Origin of the sequence: Acidiphilium acidophilum (genome assembly GCF_033842475.1) — a bacterium.
GTDB classification, from domain to species: Bacteria; Pseudomonadota; Alphaproteobacteria; order Acetobacterales; family Acetobacteraceae; genus Acidiphilium; species Acidiphilium acidophilum.
Genome location: NZ_JAWXYB010000018.1, coordinates 2,998,623 through 3,016,803, shown reverse-complemented (window position 1 = coordinate 3,016,803; position 18,181 = coordinate 2,998,623). Strand labels below are relative to the sequence as shown.

Here is an 18,181-nt window from a genome sequence, read left to right as displayed (position 1 = left end):
GCCGACCATGAAACTGATCATCCTGGGTGCTGCCGCCGGTGGCGGCTTTCCGCAATGGAACTGCGCCTGCGCCAATTGCACCCGTGCCCGGGCGGGCGACCCGCATGCCAAACCCCGCACCCAGGCGGCTCTCGCGGTGACCGCCAACGGGCAAGACTATGTCATCTTCAACGCTTCGCCGGACCTGCGCCAGCAGATCCTCGGAACCCCGGCACTCCACCCCCGCACCGGTCAGCGTGACAGTCCGATCGCCGCCGTGGTCCTGACCGGTGCCGACGTCGATTTCACCGCCGGTCTGCTCAATCTGCGCGAGGGCCAGCCCTTCGCCCTCTACGCCGGTCAGCGCACCCTCGACCGTCTGGCCGAAAGCGCGATCTTCCGCGTCCTCGCCCCCACCACCGTCCCGCAGCGCCGCATCGAGATCGACACGGCAACCCGCCTGCTCGATGCGGCGGGCCATGACCTCGCGCTCACGGTGGAACCCTTCGCGGTCCCCGGCAAAATCGCCCTCTACGCCGAAAATACGGACCGCCCCGATCTCGGTTCGACCGAAGGCGACACGCTGGGCCTGAAAATCACCGGTCCCGACGGCGCATTCTTTTACTACATCCCCGCCTGCGCCGCGGTCCCGCCCGAACTCGCCGCCCGGCTCCACGGGGCCCCGCTCCTGCTGTTCGACGGCACACTCTGGCATGATAACGAAATGATCGATGCCGGGCTCCTGCCCAAAACCGGCACCCGCATGGGTCACATCAGCGTCGGGGGGGCCGGCGGCACGCTCGAAGCCTTCGCCAATGCCGCGATCGGGCAGAAAGTTTTCGTCCACATCAACAACAGCAACCCGATGATCCTCGATGATTCGCCCGAACGCGCCGCAGCCACGCACGCCGGGTGGATCGTCGCCCATGACGGACTGGAACTGACCCTATGACCGTTCTGATGAGCGCCGATGAATTGGAAGCCGAGCTTCGCAGCGTTGGTGCAGCGCGCTACCACAACCGCCATCCCTTCCATCAATTGCTCCACGGTGGCGCGCTGAACCGGCGTCAGGTTCAGGCCTGGGCGCTCAACCGCTATTGCTATCAGGCCGCCATCCCGATCAAGGACGCCACCCTGATCGCCCGCACCGACGACCCCGATCTTCGCCGCCTCTGGCGCCAGCGCCTCATCGACCACGACGGCACCGCCCCCGGCGAAGGTGGCATCGTCCGCTGGCTCGCCCTCACCGAAGGTCTCGGCCTTGACCGCGACATGGTCACCAGCCGCACCCGCGCCCTTCCCGCCACCCGTTTCGCGGTGCAGGCCTATGTCGATTTCGTGCGTGACCGCCCTTTGCTCGAAGCGGTCGCCTCATCCCTGACCGAGATGTTCTCTCCCACCATCATCTCCGAACGCGTCGCCGGCATGCTCGCCAACTACAACTTCATCACGAAGGAGACCCTGTCCTATTTCAACGCGAGGCTCGATCAGGCCCCGCGCGATGCCGATTTCGCGCTCGACTACGTCAAGCGTCACGCCCGGACCCCCGATCAGCAACAGGCCGTGATCGCCGCACTCGGCTTCAAATGCGATGTGCTCTGGGCCCAGCTCGACGCGCTGCATCATGCCTATGTCATGCCGGGCATGATCCCGCCCGGTGCCTTCGGCTATCGCGACACCTGGTCATGAACCTCACCCCAGCCAGCATCCCCCGCCTCGCCCGGCATGTCCGGTTCCGGTTCGATACGGCCCGGAACTGCCACGTCCTGCTCGCCCCCGAACGCGTCGTCATGCCGGACCCCATCGCCGTCGCCATTCTCGAAGCCTGCGACGGCACCACCGACATCACAACCATCGCGGACCGCCTCGCCGCCCGCTATCAGGCGCCGATCGAGGCCGTGCTGGCCGACTGCCTCGAAATGCTCGACGATCTGGCCACGAAAGGCATGATCGCCTCATGACAATGTTGCCCCCGCCGCTGGCGATGCTGATGGAACTCACCCATCGCTGCCCGCTGAAATGCCCCTACTGCTCCAACCCGCTCGGGCTCGACCGCGCCCGCGACGAACTCGACACCGCAACCTGGCAGCGCGTGATCTCCGAGGCCGCCGGCATCGGCATCCTGCAGGCCCATTTCTCGGGCGGCGAACCGATGGTGCGCCAGGACCTCCCCGACCTGATTCGCCACGCCCGTACCGAGGGCCTCTACACCAACCTGATCACCTCGGCGGTCCTGCTCGACCAACGGCGCATGACCGCCCTCGCCGAAGCCGGGCTCGATCATGTCCAGATCAGCTTCCAGGGCGCCGAGCCGGACATGGCCGATCGCATTGCCGGCCTCGATCGAGCCCACGAGAAAAAGCTGGCCGCGGCCCGCCTCGTGCGCGAGGCAGGCCTTGCCCTGACCATCAACGCCGTTGTGCACCGCCAGAACCTCGATCAGCTCCCCGCCATGCTCGACCTCGCCATCGCAAGCGGTGCCCAGCGGATCGAGGTGGCGCACGTCCAGTATTACGGATGGGCCCTGAAAAACCGCGCCGCCCTGATCCCGACCCGCACCCAGCTCGACGAGGCAACCCGCATCGTCGAGGACGCGCGCCGCCGCCTCGCGGGCCAATTGGTGATCGATTATGTCGTTCCGGACTATTATGCCTCCCGCCCGAAGGCCTGCATGGGCGGGTGGGCACGGCAATTTTTCAACATCACACCCAGCGGCAAAATGCTGCCATGCCATGCCGCCGAAACACTCGATCTTCCGTTCGAACGGGTCACCGAGCGCAGCGTCGGCGCGATCTGGGCCGATTCGCCCGGCTTCAGGGCCTATCGCGGTACCGACTGGATGGCCCCGCCGTGCCGGGGCTGCGCCCGCGCCGAGATCGACTGGGGCGGCTGCCGCTGCCAGGCCCTCGCACTCACCGGCAACGCCGCGGCCACCGATCCCGCCTGCGGCCTGTCACCCGACCACGCGATGATGGCCGACCTCGCCGTTGCCGAAAGCGCGGCAGCCTCCGATAATTTCGCCTACCGGATGATCTCGTAAAGCGCGACAGCCGCCGCCGTGGCCTTCACAAGCCGCTACACCCATCTGGCGAGGTTCGTTTCGTCGTGGAGACGAAAACGTGAGGGTGTCAAGAGGAAGGCAACATCCAATCTGTTCGTCCTGCTCGCGCGGGCCCCCGTGACGGGCCGTCAGATATCGCCCCCGATGGCGGCCATGCACTGCATCAAACCATGCAAGCAGCTGATGGTGCGAAAGCTCTGTCAGAAACAAATTGATCCCGGATGGACTCTGAGGGAAACTGATACCCGTCAGGCCGTGCGGGCAGCACCAGCAGGTTCAAAGATGGTGTTGAATGCGCGGATTTGCTGTAGTGCCCCTGCATGACCGCCACAGCTTTCGTCCATCAGCCCGCTATCGCGATTTTGCGTGCCCAGCTTGGCCAAACCATCGTCGGGCAGCACGCCCTGCTCGACCGGCTGACGCTCGCGTTATTGACAGGCGGACATCTGCTCGTTGAGGGCTTACCGGGTCTGGCGAAGACCACGGCGGTGAAAACGCTTGCCGCCGCGGTGCACGCGAGTTTCCAGCGCATCCAGTTCACGCCTGACCTATTGCCGGGTGACTTGACCGGAACCGACATTCGATAACCTGACCGCAAGCCGCATGGTCGAGCGTGCCCGGATCGGCGTGCTCGGGGACAATACCGCGCTCGGCGATGCGATCGGGCTGGCATTGCGGCAGATTACTCCGAGATCCGGGCTGAAGCCGGTGCTGATCCTGTATTCCGATAACGGCACCAGCAATGCCGGGCAGGTCAGTCCGGCACAGGCGGTCGCGATCGCGCGGCATCTGGGGGTAAAAATCTTCAGCGTGCAGGTCGGCGGCGATCCTGCCAAAGGCCGGCCGTATAAAGTTTCATCCTATGAGGGGGAGCAACCGGACATGCGGTTGATCGCCAGCGATACCGGGGGCCGGTTCTTCTACGCCGCCAGCACGGGCGCCGAACGGGCGGCGATCCGCACCATCGGCACCATCGTTCCACGTCTGCGTCCACCCGGCGGGCGACATCGGCTGGCCACCGCACTCTACTCAGGGCCCCTTGTGGTTGCTGCGCTGCTATGGCTGCTCGGCGGCATCTGGCAGGCGGATCGAAGCCGATGACCTCGCTGCACTGGGCGCATCCTTGGGCCTTTCTGTTCGGCGCTGGATGTCTGCTGGTTCCAGCCTGGCGAATGGTCCGCGCGCGGCGGCTGATCGCAGGAGCGGATGACTATGCAGATAAGGCGCTGCGGCCCTGGGCGGTCATTGCCCGGCCACTGCGGCAAAGATGGCCACGCTCGATCGCGGAAGTGCTGGTCTGGCTTCTGCTCGCCACAGCTATGGCGGGTCCGCGCGAGCGGCTGGTGCAATCGCTGCACGGCGTGATGCAGAGCGTGCACGCGGTGAACATCATGGTGGTGCTCGATACGTCCGCCGGCATGTATCTCAGGCGGAGCCCGGCACCGTTGGCCGTCGAGGCGCGCAGTGACCTGCTGACCTTGCAGCAACTCCTGCGAGGCGAGCGGCTCGGCCTTGTGGTCTATGGCCGGGCCAGCGGAGAAATAGTGCCACCGACTGATGATCCGGCCCTGTTTGATTATTATCTCGATCACGTCGGACCCGACCTCGCGCTGACGACGTGGCGGCCAGATGTCGCCGCCGCCATCCCCCGGGATTCCGGTTTGGCCGGGGCGCTCTATCTGGCGCGCCACGCGCTTCGGCGCATGCCGGGCCGATCCGATGCGATCCTGCTGATCGCCGGCACAGCCCCCTGCGCCTTCTGGCGCGGCAGACCGGCGGCAGGCTGGTCACGGGGCAGGACGGCTGGACGGCGCTCTATCGAAACGGCATCGCCCGCCTCAAATCCAACAGGCCACCGGTCGATGCGCAATCGTCCTGGTACGATCTGTTCACCTGGCCGCTGATCCCGGCGCTGATCCTGATGGCGGTGCTCGCTTGGCCCCGTCGGCTGAACAAGGCCGGGCATGTTGCGAAGTTGCTTGTCCTTGCCCTCGTGGTGTTCCTGCCCACGCAGGCGAAGGCGGGCGCGCGATCTGATCTGCGCCGCGCATGGCAGAGCTGGTTGGCACATGACGACCGGCGCGCCGCGTCCCTCTACGCGATCGGGCCGGGCTGGGCGGCGCGCATGGGCGAGGGCGACAGCCTCTACCGGCTTGGTAACTATATCGCCGCTGCGCTGCGGAAGATCGCGCTGTTGCATGACCAGAGAATCCCGGTCATCGCCAGCCTGCTGCGCGCGGATAATCGCGATGCGGCAAATGTGCTTGGGCAAAGCCGATGACCCGGAAATTCATCTGTCTCCTGCCGACCGCGATAGGATTGATGGCAGCGCCGAGCGCACACGCCAATCCAGGCCTGCGCTGCGTGATCGATGCGCCGCATCGCTGGCTAGGCCAAGCGGTAACCTGGCATTTGCGCCGTGACGGCGCGGGGTCGCCTCTACCTGAGATCATGCCCTCACAGCTCGCTCCCGATTGGCATATCGCCTACCAGAGCGAATCCCGGTGGACCGACGCACAAGGTCGTGCTCGTGAGAGCGCCGAGATCACCCTCTACCCGATGCGCGCGGGCATTCTCGCTCTGCCGGCGGTACGCGCGGGAGGCATGATCTGTCCGCCGCGCGACCTGACCATCGCCGCCCATGCGCCCGGCCAATCCGGCATGACCGTCACCACGCGGCTCGACCCGCCGCATCCCTATCGGGGCCAAGCCGTATATCTGACGATGGAGGTCGCCTATGCGGGCGATCTTACCTGGGATTCTGTCACTCCACACAGCACGAATGCCGAATTACGGCCGATCCACATCGCCCAGGGCAAACAGACCGGGCCGCTCATCAACGTTCGGCATTTCGCCTGGACCATCCTGCCGCTGAAGTCCGGCCGCCTGACGGTGCGGTTCGGCCGGCTTACCGCACGACACGCGGGTCCCATCGAAATCTGGCCGGCACCGCCGTCGGTGCAGGTCAATGTCCGCGCCGTGCCGGCTTTCATGCCGGCGGAGAGTTTGATCGGCGCGCCCACCGCCACCATCCTGGCCGCATCGCATCGGCTTGATATCGGGGGCACCGGCCTGTTGGCGGTTCGGCTGGGCGGTGTCGGCCTGACCCGGCCGATGGTGGCCGCGGTGTTCGATCCCCCTCCGATATCTCCCGGCCTGCGTTTCGGTCCTCCATTGATCAGCCGGGCGACATCAGGCGATGGCTCCCTCGCGGATGTCTGGCAGATCGATCTGCCGTTCAAAGCGGTGCGGGCAGGGCACCTCATCTACCCACGGCTTCGGATCGACTACTTCGACCCGCTGGATGGGGTTCCCCGCACAATATTTCTGCAACCCCGATCGCTTCGCGTGGGTGACCCGATGAAACGGGAAATCGGGATTGCGGTCATGGTCGCCGCCGTTATCCTGCTCAGCCTCGTGACCGGCTGGTTTGGAGTCCGCGCGGCATGGCGATTGATGCTGGTTGCTCGCGCCCGGGCACGGCTGCGCAAGGCCTCCACGGCGATGCAAGCCCGCGATCTTCTGCTCTCCTCCCCCCGGCGTCCCGCCATCGGCAACCTTGCGCCAATGGTTAAATCGGACGGCTCCCGCCGACCCTGGCATGACGGCTGTCATAGCGCAGATCGAGCACGAGCTATACGGACTGGGCGGATCCAACCGACTTTCACAAACACATGCCGAAGCCCTTGCCCGTCAGATCGGGTGGATCCCTTAGCCTGCCGCCCGTCCGTCTCGTCGTCTTCATCATGTCCTCCCGTCGCACGGGCAGGTTTCGCGTGTGGGGGTGGCGTGCTAAAGCGCGGGGATGAGCACGAAAACACTGGTCGTCGGCGCTGATCATGCCGGCTTTGCCCTGAAGGACACTCTGGCCCAGGCCGCGCGCGATGCCGGCTGGTCGGTGATCGATTGTGGAACCAATTCGGCGGCGAGCGTCGATTATCCCGATATTGCGCATGCGGTGAGCGCGCGGATCGAGGGGGGCGAGGCCCAGCTTGGTTTGCTGGTGTGCGGTTCGGGTATCGGCATGGCGATTGCGGCGAACCGGCATGCCGGGGTGCGGTGTGCGCAGGCGCATGATGCGACCGAGGCGCGGCTGTCGCGTTCGCACAACAATGCCAACATGCTGGCCCTCGGGGCGCGGATTACCGGCGAGACCCTGGCGCTCGATGCATTGCGGGCGTTTCTGACCACGGATTACGAAGGCGGCCGCCATGATCTGCGCGTCGCGAAACTGACTCCTGCACCCAAGGCATAGGAACCGCCCCGATGAACCAGCACGCCCCGATCGCCAGCATGGACCGGTTTTTCAATGCGGGCCTCGCCGAAACCGATCCCGATCTGGCCGCCGCGATCGCGCAGGAGCTTGCCCGCCAGCAGGACGGGATCGAGCTGATCGCCTCGGAGAACATCGTGTCGCGCGCGGTGCTGGAGGCGCAGGGGTCGGTCCTGACCAACAAATACGCCGAGGGTTACCCCGGCAAGCGCTATTACGGCGGGTGCGCGGCGGTCGATATTGCCGAGCAACTGGCGATCGACCGGGCGAAGCAGTTATTCGGCTGCGAGTTCGCCAATGTTCAGCCGCATTCCGGCGCGCAGGCGAATCAGGGCGTGTTTCTGGCCTTGCTGCAGCCCGGCGATACGATTCTGGGCATGTCGCTGGCAGCGGGCGGGCATCTGACCCACGGGGCCGCGCCCAACCAGTCCGGCAAATGGTTCAACGCCGTGCAGTACGGGGTGCGGCGCGAGGATGGCACGCTCGATTACGAGGAACTGGAATCGCTGGCCCGCGCGCACAAGCCGCGCATGATCATCGCGGGCGGGTCGGCCTATCCGCGCGTGATCGATTTCGCGCGCATCCGCCGAGCGGCGGATGAGGTCGGCGCGTATTTCATGGTCGATATGGCGCATTTCGCGGGTCTGGTCGCGGCGGAGATTTTCCCCTCGCCGCTGCCCCATGCCCATGTCGTGACGACGACCACCCACAAGACCTTGCGGGGTCCGCGCGGCGGGATGATTCTCAGCAACGATCCCGAACTCGGCAAGAAGATCAATTCGGCGATTTTTCCCGGGCTTCAGGGCGGGCCGCTGATGCATGTGATCGCGGCCAAGGCGGTGGCGTTCGGCGAGGCGCTGCGGCCCGAGTTCCGCGCCTATCAGAAGGCGCTGGCCGAGAATGCGAAAGTGCTGGCGGCGACGCTGGTGGAAGGCGGGCTCGATATCGTGACCGGGGGGACCGATTCGCATCTGATGCTGGTCGATCTCCGGCCCAAGAACGTCACCGGCAAGGCGGCGGAGGCCTCGCTGGAGCGGGCGCACATGACCGCGAACAAGAATGCGATCCCGTTCGATCCGGCGAAGCCTGCGGTGACATCGGGCATCCGGCTCGGCACGCCGGCGGCGACCACGCGCGGCTTCGGCGCCGAGGAGTTCCGCATGGTCGGGCGCTTCATCGTCGAGGTGCTCGATGGGCTGGCCGCGTCGAATGACGGAGCCAACAGCGCGGTCGAGCAGGCGGTAGGGGCGAAGGTGCAGGAGCTGTGCGCGAAGTTCCCGATCTATCGGTAGGCCGTCATGCGCTGCCCGTTCTGCGGCGAGGCCGACACCCAGGTGAAGGACAGCCGCCCGACCGACGATGGCAGCGCGATCCGCCGCCGCCGGTTCTGCCCGCAATGCAGCCAGCGGTTCACCACGATCGAGCGGGTGCAGCTCCGCGAACTCGTGGTGGTCAAGGCCGATCAGCGGCGGGTGGCGTTCGACCGTGACAAGCTGGCCCGGTCGGTGCGGATCGCGCTGCGCAAGCGCCCGGTCGAGGAGGAGCGGATCGAGCGGATCGTCAATGGCATCGTCCGCAAGCTCGAAGCCTCGGGCGAGGCCGAGATCGCGTCCACCGAGATCGGCGAGCTGGTGATGGATACGCTCAAGGAGGTCGATGCGGTGGCCTATGTCCGGTTCGCCTCGGTCTATCGGGATTTCCGCGAGACCAAGGATTTCAAGGCGTTTCTCGGCACGATGGACCCGCCGAAATGACCGATGACGAGTATATGCGCGCGGCCCTGTCGCTCGCGCGGCGGGGCCTGGGCGAGACGGCGCCGAACCCGACCGTGGGGTGCGTGATCGTGAATGAAGGGCGCGTGGCCGGGCGCGGGCGCACCGGCCCGGGCGGGCGGCCCCATGCCGAGACCGAGGCACTGGCGATGGCGGGCGATCGGGCCACCGGGGCGACCGCCTATGTTTCGCTCGAACCCTGCGCGCATCATGGCCGGACCCCGCCTTGCGCCGATGCGCTGGCGGCGGCGGGGATTGCGCGGGTGGTGATCGCGTGCCGCGATCCCGATCCACGGGTGGATGGCGCGGGGATCGCGCGGTTGCAGGCGGCGGGGATCGCGGTGGTCGAAGGGGTGCGCGCGGCGGAGGCGATGGCGCTGAATGCCGGGTTTTTCGCCCGGATCGGCCAGGGGCGTCCGATGGTCACCCTCAAGCTCGCGACCTCGCTGGATGGGCGGATCGCAACGAAAGGCGGCGACAGCCAGTGGATTACCGGCGAGGCCTCGCGGCGCACCGCCCACGCGCTGCGCGGATCGCATGATGCGGTGATGATCGGCGTGGGTACCGCGCTCGCCGATGATCCGGAGCTGACCTGCCGGATCGATGCCTATCGGGACGCGCCGATGACGCGGGTGATCGTGGATTCGCATCTGCGCCTGCCGCTGAGCGGGCGGCTCGCGCGGGGGGCGGCGGAGCATCCGCTCTGGATTTTGCATCGCAGCGGGGCGGACCCGGCGCGGATCGAGGCGTTCGGGACGATCGGGGCGCGGTTGATCGAGGTGGCGCCCGCCGAGATCGGGGTCGATCCGGCGGCGGCGTTGCGGGCGCTGGGCGAGGCGGGGCTGACCCGGGTTCTGGTCGAGGGCGGTGGCACGCTGGCGGCCTCGCTGCTGCGGGCCGGGCTGGTCGATGACATCGCCTGGTTCACCGCGCCGCTGGTGATCGGCGGCGATGGCGTTGCGGCGGTGGCGGGGTTCGGCGTGACCGCGCTGGCCGAGGCGATCCGGTTTGCCCATAATGCAACGCGTGCGAGCGGCGGCGACCGGCTCACCACCTATCGGAGACTGGACTGATGTTCACCGGCATTGTCAGCGCCATCGGGCGGTTGCGCGAGGCCTCGCGCCCGACCGCCACCAACGATGCCCGCTTCGTGATCGAGGTGCCGGTGCGCAACGAGCGCTGGAACGATCTCGCCTCGATCGCGCTCGGGGCCTCGATCAGTTGTTCGGGATGCTGCCTCACCGTGGTCGAGGCCGGGGCGGACTGGTTCGCGGTGGATGTCTCGGGCGAGACCCTGTCGAAAACCACGCTCGGGAGTTGGGCGCCGGGCGCGCCGGTCAATCTGGAGCGGGCCCTGCGGATGGGCGACGAGTTGGGCGGCCATGTGGTTTCCGGCCATGTCGACGGGGTGGGACATGTGGTATCGGTGCAGCCCGAAAGCGGTTCGACCCGCTGGCGGTTCGCGGTGCCGCGCGCGCTGGCCCGGTTCATCGCGCCGAAAGGCAGTGTGGCGATCAACGGGGTGTCACTCACCGTGAACGAGGTGGACGGGGTGGAATTCGGGGTCAATATCATTCCCCATACCGAACTCGTCACCAGTTTCGGCACGCTCGCCGTGGGGGATGCGGTGAATATCGAGATTGACATGCTGGCGCGCTACGTCGCGCGGCTTGCGGAGTTTTCCTGATGGATCAGATCAAGACGGCCAGTTTGCAGACCTATTTGTCCTCCGCCTCCGAGATCATCGACGAGGCGCGGGCGGGGCGGATGTTCATTCTGGTGGATGACGAGGACCGCGAAAACGAGGGCGACCTCGTGATCCCGGCGCAGTTCGCCACGCCGGATGCGGTGAATTTCATGGCCAAGCATGCGCGCGGGTTGATCTGCCTCGCGCTGACCAAAGCGCGCTGCGACACGCTCGGGCTGAAAATGATGACGCAGTCGAACGGTTCGCGCCACGAGACCGCCTTCACGGTCTCGATCGAGGCGCGCGAGGGTGTCACCACCGGGATTTCGGCGGCGGACCGGGCGCGGACCATTGCGGTGGCGATCAACCCGGAATCGACCGGCGCGGACATTGCCACACCGGGGCATATTTTCCCGCTGATGGCCCGCGATGGCGGCACGCTGATCCGCACCGGCCATACCGAGGCGGCGGTGGATATCGCGCGGCTCGCCGGGCTGACGCCGGCGGGGGTGATCTGCGAGATCATGAACGAGGACGGCACCATGGCGCGGTTGCCCGATCTGGTCGCCTTCGCGCAGTACCACAATCTCAAGCTCGGCACGATCGCCGACCTCATCGCGCACCGGCGGCGGACCGAGAAGCTGATCCGCCGGTCCGGCGAGGGCAACGTGACCGATGGCGCCGGGCATCAATGGCGCATGGTGAGTTTCGAAAACTCGCTCGATCATGTCGAGCATCTCGCGCTGATCAAGGGCGATATCGCCGCCGAGGAGCCGGTGCTGGTGCGGATGCACGCGATCAGCACGATCGACGATATTCTGGGCGGCGATCATATCCGCGACCTCCGGCGCGCGATGGCGCAGATCGCGGAGGCGGGGCGCGGCGTGGTCGTGCTGATCCGCGAGACCCGGCCCGATGCGGTTTCCGCCCGGCTGGCGCAGATCACCGGCGGGGCGCGGACCGGCAGCGTGCTGCGCGATTACGGCATCGGAGCGCAGATCCTCAACGATCTCGGAGTGCGGGACATGATTCTGCTCTCGAACCACAAGCGCGCTTTGATCGGCCTCGACGGGTACGGGCTCAACATCGTGGATCAACTGCCGATCGAAGCCGGGTCATGAGCACCGCCGACGCGCCACTGCCCGAAGCCCCGGTGCTCGATGGGCCGCCGCCGCGCATCCTGATGATCCGCGCGCCGTATTATCGTGCGATCGTCGATGGCATGACGGTCTCGGCGCAGGCGCTGTTCGCGACGGTGGGGGCGCATGTCGAGACGGTGGATGTCGCCGGGGCGTTCGAACTGCCGCAGGCGCTCGGCATCGCCATGCACAGCCGCACCCGGTTCGACGGGTTCGTGGCGCTCGGCTGCGTGGTGCGCGGCGAGACCGATCATTACGATTACATCTGCGACAGCGCGATGCACGGGTTGATGAGCGTCGCGCTGGAGCATGGCATCTGCCTCGGCACCGCGTTGCTCACGGTCGATACCATCGCGCAGGCCGAGGCGCGGTCCGCCGAGACCGGGGCGAACAAGGGCGCCGAGGCGGCGGTGGCGTGCCTCAAGCAGATCGTGCTCGCGCGCCGGCTGGGGGCGGCATGACCGCCTCGCCGGGCAAGGGCGTGCGGGCGCGGACGCTGGCGCGGGTGGCGGCGGTGCAGGCGCTGTATCAGACCGAACAGGCGGGCGAGACGGCGGAAACCGTGATCGGGCAGTTCATCCGCCACCGGATCGGCGCGCTGCCGGGCATGCCCGGTGTGGCGGACGGGCGGGTGCCCGAGGCGCATGCGCCGCTGTTCGGGCGGATCGTGCGGGTCGCGACGCAGCAGCAGGATGTGATCGATCCGATGATCGTGAGCCTGTTGCCGGAGGCGTGGCCGCTCGAACGGCTCGACCCGGTGCTGCGGGCGCTGCTGCGGGCCGCCGGGGCCGAACTGTGGATGAGCGACGGGCCACCACCGCGCGTGGTGATCAACGAATATCTCGATGTCGCGCATGGATTCCTCAAGGAGGACGCGGTGCAGCTCGGCAATGCGGTGCTCGACCGGATGGCGCGGATTCTTAGGCCGCAGGATTTCGCCGAAAGCGCGCCGGGGTGACCGGGGCCGCCCACGGCGGGGATTCCGGTGGGCGCGGAGATTTCGCCGGGTTAGGGGAGTTCGACCGGATCGCCCGCTATTTCGCGCCGCTCGCGCACCCGGCGGGGCTCGGCCTCGCGGACGATGCGGCGGTGTGGACCCCGCCTGCGGGCCTCGCGGTGGTGATGACCGTCGATCAGATGATCGAGGGGGTGCATTTCCTGCCGGATGATCCGCCCGATGCGGTGGCGCGCAAGCTGCTGCGGCGCAACCTGTCCGATCTGGCCGCGATGGGGGCGGCACCGGTCGGGTATCTGCTGACGACCGCCTTGCGGGCGGATACGCCGGAGGCATGGCTCGCCGGGTTCGCCGGGGGATTGCGGCGCGATCAGGCGGAATTCGGGATCGGCCTGTTCGGCGGGGACAGCAGTTCGACCGCGGGGCCGGTGATGAGTTCGGTGACGATGTTCGGCACGGTGACGCCGGGGGCCGCGTGGCGGCGGCACGGGGCGGTGGCGGGCGATGCGATTTTTGTCACCGGCACGATCGGCGATGCGGCGCTGGGACTCGCGGCGGCGCGCGGGCAGCTTGCCGATCCCGACCGGTCGTTGCGCGAGCGGCGGTTGCTGCCGTCACCCAGGGTGGGGCTCGCGCTCGGCGGGCTGGTTCATGCGGTGATCGATGTGTCCGACGGGCTGGTGCAGGATGTCGGGCATCTGTGCCGGGCGGCGGGCTGCGGGGCGGTGATCGAGGCGGCGCTGGTGCCGGCATCGGCGGCGGCGCGCGCGGCGGGGCCGGACTGGCTGGAACAGCGCCTGACCGGGGGCGATGATTACGAACTCGTCCTTGCCGCCCCGGGGGCGAACGAGCAAGCGTTGCGGGCGGCGTGCGGCGCGGTGCCGCTCACCCGGATCGGGCAGTTCACCGATCGGCATACCGATGTGGTTGTGTGCGACGCGACCGGCCAGCGCATCAGGCTCAGCCGGTCGGGCTGGACCCATTTCTGAACCGGCCCAAACCGGCTCAAACCGGTGCGGTGAAGGCGACCTCTTTTTTCTGGGCGAACGGATCGCTCGGGCTGCGGTCGTGCAGGATGTCCTGCAGCCGGAGTTCGACCGCACCGAGAATTTTTTTATGGGTCAGGCAATAGAAGCGCTCCGCCTCGATCGCGGCGAAGGTCATGGCGGCGACCTCGGCGGCGGAGGTACGGCCTGAAATCACCGCCTTGCGGGTCTGGGCCTCGGCCATGAGCTGGCTGGCGGTCGGCGGGGTCGGGCTTGCGAGGTCGGCCGGGCGGTTGCGGGCGGCGTCCTTGATGCCGGTATCGACGAAAGCGGGGCACAGCACCGTCACGCCCAGGCGCGCGCCGGTGATCCGCAAATCCTGGAACAGGGTTTCCGACAAGGTGACCACGCCGTGCTTGGAGACGTTATAGGCACCCATGGTCTGCGCCGAGAGCAGCCCGGCGACCGAGGCGGTGTTGACGATGTGGCCTTCGTCGCCGCCCTCGATCATGCGGGGGACGAAGCAGCGGATGCCGTGGATCACGCCCCAGAGATTGACGTTGAGCACCCATTGCCAGTCGGCGACCGTGTGTTCCCAGATCAGCCCGCCCAGTCCGACCCCGGCATTGTTGAACAGGAGATGGATCGTGCCGAACCGGGCGAACACCGCATCGGCGAACCCGTCCATCGCCTCGGCATTGCCGACATCGACGATGAAGGGGGCGACCTCCGCGCCGGTCGCGCGCAATTCGGCGGCCACGGCGTCGAGTGCCGCGGGTTCGATGTCGGCGAGGGCGAGTTTCATGCCCCGCGCGGCGGCGATGCGGGCGAATTCGCGGCCGAAGCCGCTGGCGGCGCCGGTGATCACCGCGACCCGGTTTGCGAAGGTCTTCATGGCGTGATCACGATCTTGCCGGTGACCTTGCGGGCGGCCATGTCGGCCAGCGCCTGGGGGGCCTGATCGAGCGGGTAGGTTTTCGAGATCAGCGGGCGGATGGTTTCGGCGGCGAGCATTTCAAACAGGTCCTGCATCATCGCGATCTGGTTTTTCGGCTCGCGGCGGGCGAATTCGCCCCAGAAGACGCCGACCAGCGAGGCTCCCTTGAGCAGAGGCAGGTTGAGCGGCAGGCGGGGGATGTCGCCGTCGGCGAAGCCGATCACGAGGTAGCGGCCCCGCCACGCGATCGAGCGGAAGGCGGGTTCGGCGTAGCGCCCGCCGACCGGATCGAACACGATGTCCGGCCCGCGTCCTTCGGTGTGGGTCTTGATCGCCTCGCGGAGGTCTTCGGTGGTGTAGTTGATCGTGGCATCGGCACCGCGCTCGCGGCAGATCACCAGTTTCGCATCGGTCGAGGCGGCGGCGATGACTCTGGCACCGCGCGCCCTGGCGATCTCGACGGCGGCGAGACCGACCCCGCCGGCGGCACCGAGGATGAGCACGGTATCGCCCGATTTGAGCTCGCCGCGATCGATCAGGGCGTGATGGGCGGTGCCGAAGGCGAGGATGAAGCCGGCGGCGATTTCGTAGGGGATGTGCTGCGGGATCGGAATGCAGAGATGCGCGTTCAGCGCGATTTTTTCCGCGAAACCGCCGATCGAGCACAGGGCCGAGACCCGGTCGCCGACCTTGAAACCGGTGACGCCCTCGCCCACCGCCTCGATCTCGCCGGCGATTTCCGCACCGGGGATGAACGGGAGGTCGGGCTGGACCTGATATTTTTTCTGGATGATCAGGACATCGGGGAAATTGACCCCGGCCGCATGGACCCGGATGAGGATTTCGGCCTGTTTGGCCACCGGGTCCGCCACGTCGCGGACATGCAGGGTCTCGGGGCCGCCCCAGGTTTCACAGACGATGGCGCGCATCAGAGCGGGGCTCCCGGGGCGGAAATACCGTCCGCGATCATGACCTCGGCGAAACCGCCGGTGCGGGCGGGGTCGGTGTTGTGGTGGCGGCGCTGTTCGAGCCGCGCGATCTGGTCGCGGTGGACTTCGTCGGGTCCGTCGGCGAGGCGAAGGGTGCGCTGATGGGCGTAGGCGGTCGAGAGCCAGGTGTCGGCGACGCCGCCGCCGCCGAAGGCCTGGATCGTCCAGTCGACGATTTTGCAGGCGATGTTGGGGGCGACCACCTTGATCATCGCAATCTCGGCGCGGGCGGCCTTGTTGCCGACCGTGTCCATCATGTGGGCGGCTTTCAGGGTGAGCAGGCGGGCCTGATCGATCATGATGCGGGATTCGGCGATGCGCTCGCGCCAGACGCTCTGGTCGGCGACCGGCTTGCCGAAGGCGATGCGGGAGTCAAGGCGGCGGATCATGCGTTCCAGCGCGCGTTCGGCGACGCCGATCGAGCGCATGCAATGGTGGATGCGGCCCGGCCCGAGGCGGCCTTGAGCAATCTCGAAGCCGCGCCCTTCGCCGAGCAGGATATTGGCGGCGGGGACGCGGACGTTCTCGAAGATGAGTTCGGCGTGGCCGTGCGGGGCATCGACATCGCCGAACACCGGCAACGGGCGTTTCAGGGTGACGCCGGGATGCGGGAACGGGACCAGGATCATGGATTGCTGGCGATGCCGGTCCGGGTTGGCGGGGTCGGATTTGCCCATCACGATCAGGACGCGGCAGCGCGGATCGGGCGCGCCGGAAATCCACCATTTATGGCCGTTGATGACGTAATCATCGCCGTCGCGGCGGATTTCGGTTTCGATGTTGGTCGCATCCGAGGAGGCGACGCCGGGTTCGGTCATCGCGAAGGCGGAGCGGATGTCACCGGCGAGCAGGGGGGCGAGATAGCGGGCTTTGGCTTCGGGCCCGGCGTAGCGGGTGAGCACTTCCATGTTGCCGGTATCGGGGGCGGAACAGTTGAAGGCTTCCGGGCCGAACGGACTGCGGCCCATGATTTCGGCGAGCGGGGCGTATTCGACATTGGTGAGCCCGGCGCCGTGTTCGGAATCGGGCAGGAACAGGTTCCAGAGGCCCTCCGCCCGGGCTTTCTGCTTGATCTCATCGAGGAGTTGGAGCGGCTGCCAGCGATCGGGCTGGGTGTGGGCGGTGTGGAACAGGGATTGTTCGTTGGGATAGATGTGCGCGGCCATGAAATCCGCCACGCGGGTCCGCAGGGCTTCGGTTCTGGCGGAATAGCGGAATTCCATGGCGATCGTTTCCCTCGATTATTGGGCGCGAGTTTGCGGCTTGCGCATGGGTTACGCAAGTCCCCCATGCGGCACGCGGGCCGCATGGGAGCGAGGGCTCAGAGGTTGACGGCGCGGAGTCCGGCTTCGGGGTAGCGGGTGCCGGCGACGCTGCCTTTCGGCATGATGCGGTCGATCGTGGCGAGGTCGTCCGGGGTCAGGGCGATGTCGAGCGCGCCGATGTTTTCATCGAGGTATTTGCGGCGCTTGGTGCCGGGGATCGGCACGATGTCCTCGCCCTGGGCGAGCACCCAGGCAAGGGCGAGCTGGCTCGGGGTGCAGGATTTTTCGGCGGCGAGGTGTTTGACCTGCTCGACCAGCTTGAGGTTCTTCGCGAAATTATCGCCCTGAAAGCGGGGGTTGTTGTGCCGCCAGTCATCGCCCGCGAGATCCTCCGGCTTGGTGATTGCGCCGGTCAGAAAGCCCCTTCCGAGCGGGGAGTAGGGCACGAACCCGATGCCGAGATCGCGCACGGTTTCGAACAACTCGCCTTCCGGCTCGCGCGACCAGAGCGAGTATTCGGTCTGCAATGCCGTGATCCGGTGAACCTTGTGGGCGCGGCGGATGGTGGCGGGCGAGGCTTCGGACAGGCCGAGATGCCTGACCTTGCCCGCTTTGACCAGATCGGCCATCGCCCCGACGGTCTCTTCGATCGGGACATCGGGATCGACGCGATGCTGGTAATAGAGGTCGATCGTATCGATGCCGAGGCGCCGGAGCGAGGCATCGCAGGCGGATTTCACGTAGGACGGCTTGCCGTTCACGCCGAGGCGCTTGCGATCGGCGCTGAATTCGTTGCCGAACTTGGTGGCGAGAACGATCCGGCTCCGGTTGGCCTGGAGGAAGGGGCGAAGCAATTCCTCGTTATCGCCCATGCCGTACATGTCGGCCGTATCGAAAAAGGTGATGCCGGCCTCGAGCGCGCGGTCGAGCGTGGCGCGGGCTTCGGCCTCGTCGCGCCCGGAATAGAAGTCGGACATGCCCATGCAGCCGAGGCCGAGCGCGGAGACGGTGAGTGTGCCGAGTTGACGGGTTTTCATGCGGGCTCCTGAAATGGTTCGAGCGGTATATGTGCGCGCGACGGCGGGGTGCAAAGGCGGGGGCGGCGAATCAGGGAGGACGGGAAGCAAGAGCTACTTTT

Annotated in this window: 22 protein-coding genes; 18 read left to right on the top strand and 4 right to left on the bottom strand. The window is 67.1% G+C overall.

Features of this window, described 5'->3' with window-relative positions; genetic code table 11:
• The first annotated feature begins 7 nt into the window (after positions 1-7).
• From pqqB to thiL, 18 genes are all read left to right on the top strand, one after another.
• On the top strand, positions 8-931 hold the full coding sequence (pqqB, locus tag SIL87_RS17000) for a pyrroloquinoline quinone biosynthesis protein PqqB (protein WP_319615331.1): 924 nt from the start codon (positions 8-10) through the stop codon (positions 929-931).
• Positions 928-1,668 carry a pyrroloquinoline-quinone synthase PqqC gene (gene pqqC, locus SIL87_RS16995; RefSeq protein WP_319615330.1) on the top strand — a complete coding sequence of 247 codons (741 nt, stop codon included), beginning with the start codon at positions 928-930 and terminating at the stop codon, positions 1,666-1,668. Before pqqB ends, pqqC begins: the two co-directional genes overlap by 4 nt.
• Entirely contained in the window at positions 1,665-1,940 is a 276-nt protein-coding gene (gene pqqD / locus SIL87_RS16990; protein WP_319615328.1) for a pyrroloquinoline quinone biosynthesis peptide chaperone PqqD, read from the top strand. The genes pqqC and pqqD overlap by 4 nt, the downstream gene beginning before the upstream one ends.
• A complete protein-coding gene (pqqE, locus tag SIL87_RS16985; protein WP_319615326.1) occupies positions 1,937-3,019 on the top strand; it encodes a pyrroloquinoline quinone biosynthesis protein PqqE in 1,083 nt (360 codons plus the stop codon). The genes pqqD and pqqE overlap by 4 nt, the downstream gene beginning before the upstream one ends.
• Positions 3,020-3,360: 341 nt before the next feature.
• The gene (locus SIL87_RS16980; protein WP_319615325.1) at positions 3,361-3,627 is read left to right on the top strand and encodes an AAA family ATPase; all 267 of its coding nucleotides are present in this window, start codon (positions 3,361-3,363) and stop codon (positions 3,625-3,627) included.
• A gap of 16 nt (positions 3,628-3,643) precedes the next feature.
• Positions 3,644-4,141: a VWA domain-containing protein gene (locus tag SIL87_RS16975; protein ID WP_319615324.1), complete on the top strand. Its 498-nt coding sequence runs from the start codon at positions 3,644-3,646 to the stop codon at positions 4,139-4,141.
• Entirely contained in the window at positions 4,138-4,944 is an 807-nt protein-coding gene (locus SIL87_RS16970; protein WP_319615323.1) for a VWA domain-containing protein, read from the top strand. Before SIL87_RS16975 ends, SIL87_RS16970 begins: the two co-directional genes overlap by 4 nt.
• A gap of 17 nt (positions 4,945-4,961) precedes the next feature.
• A complete protein-coding gene (locus SIL87_RS16965) occupies positions 4,962-5,321 on the top strand; it encodes a hypothetical protein (RefSeq protein WP_319615322.1) in 360 nt (119 codons plus the stop codon).
• Entirely contained in the window at positions 5,318-6,877 is a 1,560-nt protein-coding gene (locus tag SIL87_RS16960; RefSeq protein ID WP_319615321.1) for a hypothetical protein, read from the top strand. The genes SIL87_RS16965 and SIL87_RS16960 overlap by 4 nt, the downstream gene beginning before the upstream one ends.
• A complete protein-coding gene (gene rpiB, locus SIL87_RS16955; RefSeq protein WP_319615320.1) occupies positions 6,846-7,295 on the top strand; it encodes a ribose 5-phosphate isomerase B in 450 nt (149 codons plus the stop codon). Before SIL87_RS16960 ends, rpiB begins: the two co-directional genes overlap by 32 nt.
• An 11-nt stretch (positions 7,296-7,306) precedes the next feature.
• On the top strand, positions 7,307-8,605 hold the full coding sequence (gene glyA / locus SIL87_RS16950; protein WP_405055241.1) for a serine hydroxymethyltransferase: 1,299 nt from the start codon (positions 7,307-7,309) through the stop codon (positions 8,603-8,605).
• A 6-nt stretch (positions 8,606-8,611) separates the two neighbouring features.
• Entirely contained in the window at positions 8,612-9,067 is a 456-nt protein-coding gene (nrdR, locus tag SIL87_RS16945; RefSeq protein ID WP_319615318.1) for a transcriptional regulator NrdR, read from the top strand.
• Positions 9,064-10,158 (top strand): bifunctional diaminohydroxyphosphoribosylaminopyrimidine deaminase/5-amino-6-(5-phosphoribosylamino)uracil reductase RibD, encoded by a 1,095-nt coding sequence (ribD, locus tag SIL87_RS16940; protein ID WP_319615317.1) that lies wholly within the window; start codon positions 9,064-9,066, stop codon positions 10,156-10,158. The genes nrdR and ribD overlap by 4 nt, the downstream gene beginning before the upstream one ends.
• Positions 10,158-10,772: a riboflavin synthase gene (locus SIL87_RS16935; RefSeq protein WP_319615316.1), complete on the top strand. Its 615-nt coding sequence runs from the start codon at positions 10,158-10,160 to the stop codon at positions 10,770-10,772. The genes ribD and SIL87_RS16935 overlap by 1 nt, the downstream gene beginning before the upstream one ends.
• Complete coding sequence (ribB, locus tag SIL87_RS16930) at positions 10,772-11,893, top strand: 3,4-dihydroxy-2-butanone-4-phosphate synthase (RefSeq protein WP_319615315.1); 1,122 nt, start codon at positions 10,772-10,774, stop codon at positions 11,891-11,893. Before SIL87_RS16935 ends, ribB begins: the two co-directional genes overlap by 1 nt.
• Positions 11,890-12,372, top strand: a complete 483-nt coding sequence (gene ribH, locus SIL87_RS16925) for a 6,7-dimethyl-8-ribityllumazine synthase (protein WP_319615314.1) — start codon at positions 11,890-11,892, stop codon at positions 12,370-12,372. Before ribB ends, ribH begins: the two co-directional genes overlap by 4 nt.
• The gene (gene nusB, locus SIL87_RS16920) at positions 12,369-12,869 is read left to right on the top strand and encodes a transcription antitermination factor NusB (protein ID WP_319615313.1); all 501 of its coding nucleotides are present in this window, start codon (positions 12,369-12,371) and stop codon (positions 12,867-12,869) included. Before ribH ends, nusB begins: the two co-directional genes overlap by 4 nt.
• Positions 12,866-13,855, top strand: a complete 990-nt coding sequence (thiL, locus tag SIL87_RS16915) for a thiamine-phosphate kinase (RefSeq protein WP_319615312.1) — start codon at positions 12,866-12,868, stop codon at positions 13,853-13,855. The genes nusB and thiL overlap by 4 nt, the downstream gene beginning before the upstream one ends.
• A gap of 16 nt (positions 13,856-13,871) precedes the next feature.
• Here thiL and SIL87_RS16910 read toward each other — a convergent pair whose 3' ends face one another.
• The 4 genes from SIL87_RS16910 to SIL87_RS16895 all read right to left on the bottom strand — a co-directional run bounded on the left by SIL87_RS16910 (position 13,872) and on the right by SIL87_RS16895 (position 18,080).
• Positions 13,872-14,747, bottom strand: a complete 876-nt coding sequence (locus tag SIL87_RS16910) for an SDR family oxidoreductase (RefSeq protein WP_319615311.1) — start codon at positions 14,745-14,747, stop codon at positions 13,872-13,874.
• Positions 14,744-15,718 carry an NADPH:quinone oxidoreductase family protein gene (locus tag SIL87_RS16905; RefSeq protein ID WP_319615310.1) on the bottom strand — a complete coding sequence of 325 codons (975 nt, stop codon included), beginning with the start codon at positions 15,716-15,718 and terminating at the stop codon, positions 14,744-14,746. The genes SIL87_RS16910 and SIL87_RS16905 overlap by 4 nt, the downstream gene beginning before the upstream one ends.
• Positions 15,718-17,001: an acyl-CoA dehydrogenase family protein gene (locus SIL87_RS16900; RefSeq protein WP_319615309.1), complete on the bottom strand. Its 1,284-nt coding sequence runs from the start codon at positions 16,999-17,001 to the stop codon at positions 15,718-15,720. The genes SIL87_RS16905 and SIL87_RS16900 overlap by 1 nt, the downstream gene beginning before the upstream one ends.
• Positions 17,002-17,099: 98 nt before the next feature.
• A complete protein-coding gene (locus tag SIL87_RS16895) occupies positions 17,100-18,080 on the bottom strand; it encodes an aldo/keto reductase (RefSeq protein ID WP_319615307.1) in 981 nt (326 codons plus the stop codon).
• Positions 18,081-18,181 lie beyond the last annotated feature (101 nt).